The 13,540-nt window shown below is 70.0% G+C and carries 11 protein-coding genes; 2 read left to right on the top strand and 9 right to left on the bottom strand.

Annotated features, from left to right (window positions below; genetic code table 11):
* Positions 1–5: 5 nt before the first annotated feature.
* From ABTV91_RS10545 to ABTV91_RS10530, 4 genes are read right to left on the bottom strand one after another with little or no spacing between them, the layout of a single operon-like run.
* Complete coding sequence (locus ABTV91_RS10545) at positions 6–617, bottom strand: inorganic diphosphatase (RefSeq protein ID WP_433851399.1); 612 nt, start codon at positions 615–617, stop codon at positions 6–8.
* A gap of 10 nt (positions 618–627) precedes the next feature.
* Positions 628–1,995, bottom strand: a complete 1,368-nt coding sequence (locus ABTV91_RS10540; RefSeq protein ID WP_433851398.1) for a metallophosphoesterase — start codon at positions 1,993–1,995, stop codon at positions 628–630.
* Entirely contained in the window at positions 1,992–3,104 is a 1,113-nt protein-coding gene (locus tag ABTV91_RS10535; RefSeq protein WP_433851397.1) for a phytase, read from the bottom strand. Before ABTV91_RS10535 ends, ABTV91_RS10540 begins: the two co-directional genes overlap by 4 nt.
* Positions 3,104–5,617, bottom strand: a complete 2,514-nt coding sequence (locus tag ABTV91_RS10530; protein ID WP_433854170.1) for a TonB-dependent receptor — start codon at positions 5,615–5,617, stop codon at positions 3,104–3,106. Before ABTV91_RS10530 ends, ABTV91_RS10535 begins: the two co-directional genes overlap by 1 nt.
* 198 nt (positions 5,618–5,815) lie before the next feature.
* On the opposite strand from ABTV91_RS10530, the gene upp reads away from it, so the two are divergent.
* Entirely contained in the window at positions 5,816–6,448 is a 633-nt protein-coding gene (gene upp / locus ABTV91_RS10525) for a uracil phosphoribosyltransferase (protein WP_433851396.1), read from the top strand.
* Between the two features lie 122 nt (positions 6,449–6,570).
* Here upp and ABTV91_RS10520 read toward each other — a convergent pair whose 3' ends face one another.
* From ABTV91_RS10520 to ABTV91_RS10500, 5 genes are all read right to left on the bottom strand, one after another.
* Positions 6,571–7,476 (bottom strand): hypothetical protein, encoded by a 906-nt coding sequence (locus ABTV91_RS10520; RefSeq protein WP_433851395.1) that lies wholly within the window; start codon positions 7,474–7,476, stop codon positions 6,571–6,573.
* A 98-nt stretch (positions 7,477–7,574) separates the two neighbouring features.
* Positions 7,575–8,465, bottom strand: coding sequence for an MBL fold metallo-hydrolase (locus ABTV91_RS10515; protein ID WP_433851394.1), 891 nt, complete (start codon positions 8,463–8,465; stop codon positions 7,575–7,577).
* A 97-nt stretch (positions 8,466–8,562) separates the two neighbouring features.
* Positions 8,563–9,828, bottom strand: coding sequence for a serine hydroxymethyltransferase (gene glyA / locus ABTV91_RS10510; RefSeq protein WP_433851393.1), 1,266 nt, complete (start codon positions 9,826–9,828; stop codon positions 8,563–8,565).
* 71 nt (positions 9,829–9,899) lie between these two features.
* A complete protein-coding gene (locus ABTV91_RS10505; RefSeq protein ID WP_433851392.1) occupies positions 9,900–10,691 on the bottom strand; it encodes a YggS family pyridoxal phosphate-dependent enzyme in 792 nt (263 codons plus the stop codon).
* Positions 10,688–11,917 carry a benzoate/H(+) symporter BenE family transporter gene (locus tag ABTV91_RS10500; protein ID WP_433851391.1) on the bottom strand — a complete coding sequence of 410 codons (1,230 nt, stop codon included), beginning with the start codon at positions 11,915–11,917 and terminating at the stop codon, positions 10,688–10,690. The genes ABTV91_RS10505 and ABTV91_RS10500 overlap by 4 nt, the downstream gene beginning before the upstream one ends.
* A gap of 107 nt (positions 11,918–12,024) precedes the next feature.
* Here ABTV91_RS10500 and ABTV91_RS10495 point away from each other — a divergent pair, with 107 nt between their 5' ends.
* Complete coding sequence (locus ABTV91_RS10495; protein ID WP_433851390.1) at positions 12,025–13,497, top strand: PLP-dependent aminotransferase family protein; 1,473 nt, start codon at positions 12,025–12,027, stop codon at positions 13,495–13,497.
* Positions 13,498–13,540: the final 43 nt, after the last annotated feature.

Raw genomic sequence — 13,540 nt, 5'->3', positions numbered from 1 at the left:
GGCGTCTATCTGCCGTAACGCTGCATCGCCTCGCTGATCAGCGCCCGGGCTTCGGCCGCGTTGCCCCAGCCGTTGAGCTGCACCGGGTTGCGGCCCTGCGGCAGGTCCTTGTAGACGCAGAAGAAGGCCTCGATCCGCTGCCGCTCGATTTCCGGCAGGTCGGCCAGGTCGCGGATGCGCGCATAGGTCGGGTCGTCCTTGTCGGTCGGCACCCCGATCACCTTCTCGTCGTGCTCGCCGTCGTCGATCATCTTCAGGTAGCCGATCGGGCGGAAGCGCACGATCACCCCGGGGTGCAGCGGCTCGCGGGTCAGCACCAGCGCATCCAGCGGATCGTTGTCGCCGGCCAGCGTGCGCGGCATCGAGCCGTAGTTGGCCGGATAGGCCACCGGCATCGACTGGAAGCGGTCCACGTGCACCAGGCCGTCCTCCTTGATCTCGTACTTGGTGAAGCTGCCGGCCGGGATCTCCACCGCCAGGTTGGCCTCCTGCGGGGCCTGCGCCGGCTGTGCGGCCAGGAACGGATGCAGCACGGCATCGGTGGCGGCCGCTGCGCTGGCCAGCAGCAGGGACGCGCCGATGGCGGCCAGCGGAACGATGCGGCGGTGTCTGGTCATCGGTGCGTCCTCACTCCCAGCAGCGGTCGGCGCGGCCCTTGGCGGTCTGCGCGCGCGGGCAGTCGCGGGGGGCGATGCGCCCTTCGACAAGCTCCCGGAGTTCCTTGCGCCCCTCGGCATCGCGGCGCAGCTCGAAAGCGTCGTACAGGCGCCCGGTCACGGTGCGCGCTTCGTAGCGGAGGCGCCGGGGGTCGATGTCCAGCACCTGGAACAGCTGGGTGTCCTCGGCCACCGGGGCCATGGTCCTGCGCGCTTCGTCGGAGAGCCGGTACTGCTTCGGCCCGGCCACGGACACCACGTACTGCGGCGTTGCCGCCTGCCCTTCGCCACGGCGGCCATAGGTGTGGTCATGGCCCTGCAGCACCAGGTCCACCTTGTGGCGATGCACCACCGGCAACAGCACCTCGCGCAGCGCGGTGTTCTCGCGCCCCTCGCGCGGCGAGTAGAACGGCTGGTGCAGCAGCACGATGGTCCACGGCCGCGGGTTGCCGGCCAGCACCTGGTCCAGCCACTGCGCCTGCGCCGTGGCCGTGCCCATGTCCAGCGCCGAGGTGCCGTCGAGCACCGCCACGCGCACGCCCTGCGCATCGAACCAGTAGCTGGTCTGCCGTGCGGCGGTGGCGCCGTTGCCCGGCAACGCGAACGTCACCGGCCAGTGCCGGCCCAGCACGCGCCGCTCCTGCGGGGTGTCCTCGAATTCCTCGAAGTACTCGTGGTTGCCGATCGCCGGCGCCACCAGGGTCTCCTGCGCCAGCCAGCCCGTCGCGGCGAACCACTCGCCCCACTCGCTGTCGTCCATGCCGTCGCCACCGCTGACCAGGTCGCCGGCGAACAGGCTGATGCGCGCCTCCGGCGTCGCCTTCTGCGCGGCGCGCACCACGCGGCTGACGTGGCTGGCGTTCTTGTTCTGGGTATCGCCGAAGTACAGCAAGGTCAGCGGCTGGTCGGCGGCGGCCAGGGTGCGCAGCTGGTTCCACGCGCTCCAGCTGCCATTACCCTGCACGCGGTAGACGTACTGGGTGTCCGGCTGCAGGCCGTCGACATCGGCGCGATGATGGTGCGAGAGGCCGTTTTCGGTCTGCAGTGCCCCAGTGGTCGCGCGCACCTGGCGGATGCCCTCGATGGCCGGTGAGTCCCCGGCCGGGGCGATCTCCAGCAGCGGCGCCTGCACGCTGCCATCGGTACGCCACGCCACGGCGAAACCGTGGGCGGGATCGGCCGCGGGCGAGGCGACGATGCGGTCCGGCACCGTCGTCGCCGCGTAGTGGCGGCTGCCGGGCGGCACCTGGGTATTCGGTTCTGCCGCCGCCGGCGCGATCGACGGCAGCGCCAGCAGCAGGCCCAGCGCCAGCGCGCGCATCACGCGATGCCCGCTCATGCGCCACACTCCAGCGGCAGGGCCAGCTGCCTGGCGATGCTCTCCCAGTCGAACGCCACCACGCCCTGGTCGTCATGCACCGCATACAGCGCGCCGTGCGGGAAACGCGCGCTGGGCTGCTGCATCAGCCAGATGCCGTCGGTATTGGCCACCGTATTGCCCTGGAACGCCCCCACCGGCTTCAGCGTATGCCGGTCGAACAGGTGGAACACGCTGCGCTGCTTGCCCTGTTCGGTGGTGATCCACCAGCCGCCCTTGCCGCAGGTGCGCAGGCTGACGCCTTCGGCCTGGGCCTTGAACACGTCGCGGCCGAAGGTGGTGCCGGTGAAGCGGCCGGCCAGCGTGTAGACCTTGAATTCGCTGGCGTAGCTTTCATCCTCCTCGGCGATCAGCAGGCGGTCGTTGTCCGGATCCCCCCAGATCGACTCGACCACGCGCAGCGCACCGGCTTCGCTCGTATCGCCGATGCTGGCCACCAGTTCCGCCTGCACCTTCGCGCCGTCGCGGGTGACGTGGTACTGGCGTACGCGCCTGTCCAGCTCGGCCAGCGGCGGCAGGATGTCGTTGCCCTGCGCGTCCTCGCCATCGTCCCAGGAATCGGTGACGTAGACGCTGTAGCCGTCGGCGCGGCGGTCCACCCACAGGCCATAGGGCTTGCGCAGGTCCTCCGCCGCGAACGTGGCCAGCGGCCTGAACTCCGGCAGGGCCAGCACCTGCACGCGGTGGTTGTCGCGCTCGACGATCCACAGCAGGTCGTCGACCACCGCGATGCCGTTCGGGCGGTCGAACTGCCCCGGTCCGGCGCCACTGCCGCCCACGTCGCGCAGGCGCTCGCCGGTGCTGCCGTCGTACACCACCAGCTTGTCCGTGGCCTTGGCGGTGGCGATCAGCCACAGCCGGCCATCCGGCGCGCGCCAGGCCGCGGGCGAATCGATGTTGTCGGCCGGCGTCAGCGGCGTGGCGAAGGCCTCGGCGATGGTCGCGACCGCGCGCGGTCCGGCGCCTTCCAGGGCAGCCGAGGCCGGGGGGGCGGTGCCGGGAGCGGAGCTGCAGCCCGCCGCCACGAGCGCGGCCAGCGCCGCGGCCAGCGGCATCCTGAAGCACGCCATCACAGCGCCACCTTCAGGCCCAGCGCATAGGTGCGGCCGTACTCTTCCATCTGCAGCGTGCGCGAACGCGCGCCCTGGTACAGCTCCAGCGGCTTGTCCAGCAGGTTCTGCGCTTCGAAGTACATGCTCACCCGCGGGCTGAACCGGTAGTCCAGCGAGAAGTCGAGCTGGGTATGCGGCGCCACGTAGATATCGAAGGCACGGCCCTTGCCGATGCTGTCCAGGTATTGGCTGCGGTATACCGCCGCAAGGCGCGTGCTCAGGCCATGCTTCTCATAGCCCAGGTGCGCGCTGTAGACGTGCCTGGAAGCGCGCGGCAGCATGAAGTCCTCGCCGGCGCGCTCCTCGATGCCGGCGTCGAACTCCGTGTCCAGCCAGGTGCCGCTGGCGCCGACCAGCAGGCCATCCAGGCCTGCCGGCAGGAACGCCAGCTGCTGCTGCCAGTTGAACTCCGCGCCCCGCACGGTGGCCTTGTTGCCGTTGATCGGCTGGGTCACGTCGAAGCCGCCATGGGCCGGATCGTTGCTGCGCACGGTTTCCACGATGTAGCCGTCGATGGACTTGTGGAACAGGCCGAGCGAAACGATGCCGGTGCTGCCGATGTATTTCTCCACCGACAGGTCGATGTTGTTCGACTCGTACGGATCCAGCTCCGGGTTGCCCAGGCGCACTTCCTCGTCGCCGCGGCTGTAACCCACGCGCGGGGAAATGTCGCCGAAGGACGGGCGCGAGACGGTCTTGTTGGCCGAGGCGCGCAGCACCCAGTCATCGGCCGCGTCGTAGCGCAGGTGCAGGCCCGGCAGGACATTGGTGTAGCTGCTGCTGGCCACGCGCGGGGTGACGGTGAAGCTGCGGCCGTTGGCCGCCACGTCGACCTGGTTGCCGACCGCCCTGAATCGGGTGTTCTCCACGCGCACGCCGCCGATGATGCGCAGCGCGCCCACGTCCCAGGTACCCATGGCGTAGCTGGCGAAGATGTCCTCGCTGGCCACGTAGTCCTCTTCCAGCGAGGTCATCGCGTTGTCGCCCACATCCTGCGGGCGGGCGCCGTACTGGCCGCCGTTGGCCGCCCAGTAGTCGCGCATGGCATCCGAATCCATGCCATCGCCCATGTTGCCGTGGCGGTGGCCGGGCGAGCCGGTGGTCCAGTCCGACAGGGCCACCTTCGGGCCGACGCGCAGTTCGCGCTCGTCGACATTCACGTCGCGGTCGCGCCAGCGGCCCAGCAGGCCGAACTTGATGCTGCTGCCGTCGCCGTCGAAGCGCACGTTCACCTGCGCGCTGTGTTCCTTGTCGTTGACCTGCTTGGGCGAGATCACGAAACGATCGAAGGCGTAGTTGCCGTTGTCCAGCCACTGCGGGTTGTCGAAGCTGTAGGCCGGCAGGCGGCCGCGCTGGTCGAGCGTGCCGTTGAAATCGGCGCCATCCAGCTTGAAACGCGCTTCCATTTCATCGTTCACCCGCTCTTCGGTGCGGGTATAGCCGACCCTGTAGTCGACCACCGCGTTGGTCAGCCGGTTCTCGCCACCCAGGCTGGCCGCGAAGGTGTTTTCCTTCTTGGTGCGGTAGCGCATGCGCTTGTCGATGGCATCGCCCGGCATGTCGTCCAGGCGGTACTGGTCGGTACCGGTGCTGACCATGTCCGCGTCGTCGAAGTTGAAGATCACGCGCTGCCGGGTCTCGGCATCGTCGAACTGGCTGTACAGCGTGCGCAGGTAGTACCTGTTGTCCTCGTCCGGGCGCCAGTCGAGGTTGAGGTTGGCGCCGATGCGCCTGCGCTCGATCTCGTACTTGCGGTGCTGCAGGTTGATCGCGGTGACATCGCCAGGCGCGGCGTCGTCCTCGCCGTCGTACTCCACCTCGGTGTTGTCCGACTCGAACTTCCGCTTCTGGTAGTTCACGCCGACGGCCACGCCGAAGGTGTCGCTGAACACTTCGCTGTAGTTGAAGGCGGCCTTGGGGCTGGTCTGGCCGGACAGCTGCTGGTGGCTGCCCTCGATCTTGCCGCGCAGGCTGCGGCCCTCGCGGTCGAAGGCCGAGGCCGACTCCACCAGCACGGCACCGCCGATGGCATCACCGGGCATGTCCGGCGTCGGCGATTTGACCACGCGCAGGCGCTCGGTGGAGTCGGAGGGAATCACGTCCAGCGGCGCCGCGCGGCTGGAATCTTCCGGAGTACCCACGGCGATGCCATCCACGCTAACGCTGTTGAGGTTGGCATCCAGGCCACGGATGACCACGAACCGGCCCTCGCCCTGGTCGCGGGTCACGCTGACGCCGGGCAGGCGCTGCAGCGATTCGGCCACGTTCTTGTCCGGGTACTGGCCCAGGGCATCGGAGGACACCGCGTCCTCGATGGCATCGCTGCTGCGCTTGAGATCGACCGCGCGGACCTGCGATTCGAGCTGGGCGCGCACTTCGACGCGGTCCAGGTCGATCGCGTCGGCCGTCGCGGTGCCGGCAGCGGCGAGCGCCGGCTGTGCGGCCGCCTGCCGGGGTGCCGTGGCGCCCATCGCCAGGGTCAGGGTGATGGCAACGGCCAACGGAGTCTTGATATGCACTGGGAAGCCCCATTCCTGTTAAGAATGGGTCTGCACGGTATGTCCGCAAGATTGCATGGCCGTGACATGCGTGCGGTTTCCCCGGCCCGGCTTGGGGTTCGGCCCGGCGATCCGGCAGAATGCGGGCCTCCCCTCTTTGCACGTCCGACCATGAAGATCGTCGAAGTACGCCACCCGCTGGTGCAGCACAAAATCGGCCTGATGCGACAGGCCTCGCTCAGCACCAAGGAGTTCCGCGAGCTGACCGACGAGCTGGGCAGCCTGCTCGCCTACGAAGCCACCGCCGACCTGGAAACCGAACCCTGCACCATGCAGGGCTGGGCCGGCCCGGTCACGGTGCAGCGCATCGCCGGCGCCAAGATCACCCTGGTGCCGATCCTGCGCGCCGGGCTGGGCATGCTCAACGGCGTGCTGTCGCTGATCCCGGCCGCGCGCGTGAGCGTGGTCGGCCTGCAGCGCGACGAGGAAACCCTGCAGCCGGTGCCCTACTTCGAACGCCTGACCGGACGCCTGGAAGAGCGCGACGCGCTGATCCTGGACCCGATGCTGGCCACCGGCGGCACCCTGATCGCCACCATCGATATGCTCAAGCGCGCCGGCGCACGCCGCATCAAGGGCATTTTCCTGGTCGCCGCGCCCGAGGGCCTGCGCGCGGTCGAGGCCGCGCACCCGGACGTGGAGATCTATACCGCGGCCATCGACGAACGGCTCAACGAGCGGGGCTACATCCTGCCCGGCCTGGGCGATGCCGGCGACCGCATTTTCGGTACGCGGATGCACTGAGCGGCACCACGCCCTCACCTGCGGTCGATCGTCGTCCGCTTCCGCCGCCGCGTGCGCACCGGCGGAAACAGCGCCGCAGGGCGGATCGATGGCGATCCGCCCTGCGCCGGAACGGCGTACGCTCAGCGGCTTACCCGGCGTTCGCCGGCCGGCGGCGGCGCATCGAGCAGTTGCCGCGCGCGCGCATCGCCCAGCAGTTCGGCCTGCAGGAAGGCGGTGCCCAGTTGCCGGGCACGCTCGAACAACGGCTCCGGCTCGCCGCCGATCAGGTTGTGCCCGCCGCCGGCCAGCACCACGGCCTGCCTGTCGCCGGCCGGCGCGGTCTGCACCGGGTACAGGTGGTCGGCCGGGTCGGTGACGAAACCCGGCACGAGGTCCTCGTCACCGGTTACCAGCAGCAGCGGCACCGCCAGCGTCGCATAGGCATCGGGCCCGATCAGCCCCGGGATCCGGCCCGGCGAGGAGTAGCCCAGCACCGCCACCGCGCCGGGATCGCGCAGCGGCCCGAGCCCGGCCAGGGCCCCGCCCTGCACCGCCGAGATCAGCGTGCCAAGACTGTGCCCGGCCGCCGCCATCGGCAGGCCCGGCCAACGCGCACGCGCATAGGCGCTGGTCGCGCGCATGTCGGCCAGGCGCTCGCCGAAGCCCTGCTGCAGCGAGAACTTTTCCCGTTCCGGATACCGGACCGAGTCCACGTGCAGCGGCGCCAGCACCACGAAGCCGGCGTCGGCCCAGGTCTGCAGCAGGCGGTCGTAGCGTTCCGGCCAGGCGCCATGCCCGGTGGAGAACAGCACCACGCCGCGCGCCTGCGCCGGCTCCCAGACAGCCAGCGTGGTGGCGCGTTCGGGCGATACCTGCAGCGGCACCGTGGCGCTGGGCGCGGCGAAGGCGTGCTGGGCCAGGGCCAGCGATGCCAGCGCCACGGCGAACAGCCCGCGCAGGAAGGAGCGTTTGCTCGTGACGCGCCCCTGCGCGCCGCCCCTCGAGTGGCTTCGCGCTGAAAAACGGCTGTCCTGTTGTTGTTTCATGGCAGATCCCGCGTTGGAAGACGGGACCAGTGTGCGCAATGCGCCGCCCGCGGGCAGGAGCCGGCGGTCACCGGCGCGGGGTGCCGGAAGTCACTTTTTCATGCAGCCAGCGGACGCGCGCGCAGCTCGGCGACTTCGTGGGCGACGCCGAACCGGCCCTTCTCGTCGCGCGTCACCTGCGCCATCGCGCACTGCGGGTCGTGGGTGAAGAACAAATGCACGTTGCGGGCGAGCTTGTCCTCGAGGAAGGCGCGCTTCTCGTCGATCAGCAGCTCCGCATTGCGGTCGTAGCCCATGGTGATCGGCACGTGCACCCAGGAACGGCCGGGGATCAGGTCGGCGCAGAACACCAGGCCGCCATGCGGCTGGCCGTCGATGCGCTCGGGGCCGACGATTTCGGCCAGCATCAGCCCCGGCGTATGCCCGTCGCTGAAGCTGAAACGCACCGATTCGCCCAGCGCCCGCGAGTGTTCGCCCGACACGATTTCCAGGCGACCGCTGGCTTCGAGCAGGCCGGGCAGTTCCGGGATGAAGCTGGCGCGGTCGCGCGGATGCGGGTGGCGGGCGCGCTCCCAGTGCGAAGCACCGACCACGAAGGTCGCGTTGGGGAACAGCAGCTCCGGCGCGCGTCCTTCCGACCACGGCGCCAACAGGCCGCCGGCATGGTCGAAATGCAGGTGGCTGAGCACCACCACGTCGATGTCCTCGTGCTCGAAACCAGCCTCGCGCAGCGAATCGATCAGGATGTGCCGCGGCTCCTGCACGCCGTAGCGCTCGCGCAGCTTCGGCTCGAAGAACGCGCCGATGCCGGTCTCGAACAGCACCGTCTTGCCGCCAAGCGGGCTGGCCAGCAGCGCCCGGCAGGCCAGCTCGATGCGGTTCAACTCATCGGCGGGCGTCCATTTTTCCCACACGGCCTTGGGCGCGTTGCCGAACATCGCCCCGCCGTCCAGCTTCTGGCTGTTGCCACGGATCGACCATAGTTTCATATGAAAAATTCTACCGTCGCCGCGTTAAATATTCGCAAGGCGACCCGCGCCGTAGAACGCCCCCCGTGGGCGCGCCTCCCGGCGCCACCGGCGATGCTCAGCGATACACCGGGTGCGCCCGGCACAACGCCACGACCTGCTGGCGGACGCGTGCGGCGACCTGGGCCTGCGCACCGTCGCCCAGCGCATCGAGCACGTCGCACAACCAGCCGGCCAGTTGCGTGCATTCGGCCACGCCGAAGCCGCGCGTGGTTACCGCCGGGGTGCCGATGCGCAGGCCCGAAGTGACCAGCGGCGGGCGCGGATCGCCCGGCACCGAGTTCTTGTTGGTGGCGATGCCGGCTTCGTCCAGTGCCGCGTCGGCGTCCCTGCCGGTATAGGGGCGGTCGCGCAGGTCGATCAGCATCAGGTGGTTGTCGGTGCCACCGGAGACGATCCGGTAACCGCGCCGCTGGATCGCCGCCGCCATCGCCCGGGCGTTGGCCAGCACCTGCCGCTGGTAGACCCTGAAGTCCGGTTGCAGAGCCTCCTTGAAGGCAACCGCCTTGGCCGCGATGACGTGCATCAGCGGGCCGCCCTGCACTCCGGGGAACACCGCCGAATCGAGTTTCCGGTAGAAATCGGCGGCCTGCCCGCTGGCCAGGATCAGGCCGCCACGCGGGCCGCGCAGGGTCTTGTGCGTGGTGCTGGTGACCACGTGCGCGTGCGGCAGCGGGTCCGGGTACTCACCGGCAGCGACGAGCCCGGCCACATGTGCCATGTCCACCCAGAACAGCGCGCCGACGCGGTCGGCGATGGCACGCATGCGCGCCCAGTCCTTGTGCCGCGAGTAGGCCGAGAAGCCGCCGATCAGCAGGCGCGGACGCGCTTCCAGCGCGATGCGCTCCATCGCGTCGTAGTCGACCAGCCCGGTCTCCGGATCGAGCCCGTACGGCACGATGCGGTAATGCCGGCCAGAGAAATTGGACGGATTGCCATGGGTGAGGTGGCCGCCCTGTGCCAGGTTCATGCCCATCACCGTATCGCCCGGGCTGGCCAGGGCCAGGAACACCGCGGCGTTGGCCTGGGCCCCGGCGTGCGGCTGCACGTTGGCATAATCACAGCCGAACAGCTGCCGCGCGCGTTCGATCGCCAGGCGTTCGGCCACGTCCACGTTGTCGCAGCCGCTGTAGTAGCGGCGACCGGGATAACCCTCGGCGTATTTGTTGGTGAACACCGAATCCTGCACGGCACGCACGCGCGGGCTGGCGTAGTTTTCCGATGCGATCAGTTCGACATGATCCTCCTGCCGGCACTCCTCGTCATGGATGGCCGCGGCCAGTTCGGGATCGAAATCGGCAAGGCTCGGCGATGGGTCATGCATTGGGGGCAACTCCGGGGCGTGGATCGGGGCCGGAACGGCGGACCCGACGGGTGGGGAAGAAACGTATGGGCTCATGGGCCGGCGACTGGCCAGTAGTGGCTGTCCGGAACCGCGCGCGCGCCGAAGATGGCCTGGCCGACGCGCACCACGGTGGCGCCTTCCTCGATGGCGATCTCGAAGTCGCCGGACATGCCCATCGACAGCTCGTCCAGGCCGACGCCGTCCGGCGCCTCCTGGCGCAGGCGCTCGCGCAGCCCGCGCAGGCGCACGAAGCAGGCGCGCACGCGCTCGGCATCGTCGGAGAACAGCGCCAGCGTCATCAGCCCGCGCACGCGCAGGGCCGGGAACCGCGGCAGCTCGCGGAGGAAGGCCGGCACGTCGGCTGGCGCCAGGCCGTACTTGCTGTCCTCTTCGGAAGTGTTGACCTGCACGAACACGTCCAGCGGGCGGCCTTCCAGCTGCAGGCGACGGTCCAGGGTCTCGGCCAGGCGCAGGCTGTCCAGCGCCTGGAACTCGCTGGCGAAGCGCGCCACCAGCTTGGCCTTGTTGGTCTGCAGGTGGCCGATCACCGACCAGCGCAGGTCGGCCAGGTCCTGCATGGCCTCCCACTTGTGGTGCGCCTCCTGCACCTTGTTCTCGCCGAGGAAGCGGCAGCCGGCGGCGTAGGCCTGGCGGATGCGCGCCTCGTCGATGGTCTTGCTCACCGGCAGCAGGCGCACGCTGGCCGGGTCGCGGCCGGCGCGGCGGCAGGCCGCGTCGATGCGCGCCTGCACCGCGGCCAGGTTGCGGCGGACATCATCGACCGTGAGCGCCTGAGGGTAGCGGCCGTGTCGGTCGTGCGAAGTCGGGGGGGCCGGGTTCATGGACGGGTTGCTCCGGCGTCGGCGACCGATGCCGGGCGCCCGTCCGGCAGCCGGCCGTTGAGAAGCAGGTGCGCCAGCAACCCGATCACCAGCCCCCAGAATGCGCCGCCGATACCGAACAGCGTGATGTTGGCGGCCGCGGCCAGGAAGGTGATCAGCGCCGCCTCGCGGGTGCGGGCATCGGCCACCGCCGCGGCCAGGCTGCTACCGAGGGTGCCAAGCAGGGCCAGCCCCGCCAGCGTGGTGATGAAGGTCGCCGGCAGCGCCAGGAATACCGCTGCCAGCGTCACCCCGAACACGCCGACTAGGATGTAGAACACACCGGCGGCGACGCCGGCGATCCATCGGCGGGAGGGATCTTCGTGCGCCTCGCGCCCTGTGCAGATCGCCGCCGTGATCGCCGCGATGTTGAAGGCATGCGAACCGAACGGCGCCATCAGCAGCGAACCGAGCCCGGTCGCGGTAACTATGGGATCGGCGGGGGTGCGGAAGCCATCATTGCGCAGCACCAGCATGCCCGGCATGTACTGCCCGGTCAGGGTGATCAGGAACAACGGCAGCGCCACGCCCAACAGGGCATTGAGAGTGAACACCGGCATCGTGAACACCGGCGTGGCCAGGCGCAGCTCCAGACCATGCAGGTCGATGCGTCCTTGCAACAGCAGCAGGCCAAGCCCCGCCAGCAGGACGCCGATCACCGCATAGCGCGCGCTCAAGCGCCTGAGCACCACGTAGGCGAGCACCAGCACCCCGGCCAGCAGCGGGTCGAGGTCCAGCCCGGCGAATGCCTTGATCCCGAACTGCAGCAGGATGCCTGCCAGCAGGCCGGCCGCCACTCCCGGCGGTACCCGCCGGATCACCCGCTCGAACCTTCCGGACAGGCCCAGTACGACGAAACCCGCGGCCGACAGCAGGAACGCCCCGACGGCTTCGGCCCAGGGGGTGGTCGCCAGCGCGGTAACCAGGAACGCGGCGGCCGGCGTCGACCATGCGGTGATGACCGGCTCACGGTAGCGCCAGCTCAGCAGCAGCCCGGTCAGGCCCACACCGATGGAAACCGACCATACCCACGAGGCGGTCAGCTGCGGCCCCAACCCGGCCACCTCGGCGGCCTGGAACACCAGGATGAAGGTGCCTCCGTAATTGACGATGACCGACACCAGCCCGGCCATGACCGGATGCGGCAGATCGCGCAGGCGCAGCGCGGGAACGGGAGGGGATGGCATGGGCGGATGCGGACTCCAGGCGATTGACGGGGGCGACCCCGGGGCTGTTTTATAGCCGCGCAATGGACTGATTTACCCATCCACTTTCCACATCGGATACCGGCCAATTGTTTCGCCATGCCCAGCTCGAATCGGTAAAGGCCTGGCTCGTCGACCCGGCGCACGCCGGCCTGCCCCTGCACGCACGCATCCAGCGCGCACTGCGCCAGCTGATCCTCGACGGTGCGATCGACGTGGGCCGGCCATTGCCGGCGTCGCGCGCACTGGCCCGCTCGCTGGCGGTCTCCCGCGACACCATCGAGGCCGCCTACGGCCAGTTGCACGCCGAAGGCTTCATCCAGCGCCGCGTGGGCAGCGGCAGCTTCGTCTCCGAACGCGTGCGGCGCCGCCGCGCCGGAGCGCGTCGCGTTGGCCCGCCGGCGGCGGCGGCGCTGAGCCGGCGCGGCGCGGCGTTGTTCCGGGACGGCGGCGTGCGCGATTTCCTCGCCCCGCGGGCGTTCGCGCCCGGCCTGCCCGAGACCCGCCACTTCCCGCTGCAGACATGGGAACGCCTGCAACGGCAGGTGCTCAGGGAACACGGCAGCGCCGCCCTGCTGCACAGCCCGCCACAGGGCATGGCGGCGTTGCGGCAGGCCATCGCCGACTATCTCAACCTCGAACGCGGCGCCCACGCCACGCCCGCACGCGTGCTGGTGCTGACCAGCTCGCAACAGGCGCTAGCGCTGTGCGCCAGCGTGCTGCTCGATGCCGGCGACCGCATCTTCATCGAGGACCCGGCCTACCACGGCGCGCGCCGGGCGTTCGAGGCGGCCGGCCTGGAATGCGTGCCCGTACCGGTGGATGCCGACGGCATGCGCGTGGAGCGGCTGCACGACGCGGCGCCGGCGCGGGCGGTGTTCCTGACCCCGTCGCACCAGTTCCCGACCGGCGCCACCCTGGCGCTGGACCGGCGCCTGGCCGCGATCGAATGGGCGCGGCGGCACGGCGCCTGGATCATCGAGGACGACTACGACAGCGAGTTCCACTACGCCGGCAAGCCCACCGCCTGCGTGCAGGGGCTGGACCCGCACGAACGCACAATCTACATCGGCACCTTCACCAAATCGATGTTCCCCGGCCTGCGCATCGGCTACATGCTGCTGCCGGCGGCGCTGGTGGAACCGATGACCGTGGCGCGCACGCTGCTGGACGGCCACAGCGCACCGATTCCGCAGCTGACCCTGGCGCGCTTCATCGAGGGCGGCCATTTCGGCGCCCATGTGCGCGCCATGCGCCAGCTCTATGGCGAGCGGCGCGACCGGTTGGCGCGCCTGGTGCGCCGCCACCTTGGCGATTACCTGCAGCCGCGCGTACCGGCCGGCGGCATGCAGATGCCCTGCCTCCTCACCCGCGACATCGCCGAAGCCAGCGCCGTGGATGCGGCCCGCCGCGCTGGCATCGACCTGCTGGGGCTGGGCGGACTGTACGCCGGGGACGCGGGCGAGGCCGGTTTCCTGATGGGCTTCGCCGCACACGCGCCGGACGAACTGGAAGCGGCGGTACGCAGACTGGCCAGCGTGTTGCGCGGCCTCGAACGCTGAGCCCGCGCGGCTTGCCCGGAAACGCGAAACCCCGCCGCGAGGC

It is taken from the genome of Stenotrophomonas nitritireducens (genome assembly GCF_050984405.1).
Taxonomy (GTDB): domain Bacteria; phylum Pseudomonadota; class Gammaproteobacteria; order Xanthomonadales; family Xanthomonadaceae; genus Stenotrophomonas; species Stenotrophomonas nitritireducens_B.
The sequence above is the reverse complement of the archived record's forward strand: the minus strand, read 5'-3'. Positions and strand labels throughout refer to the sequence as shown.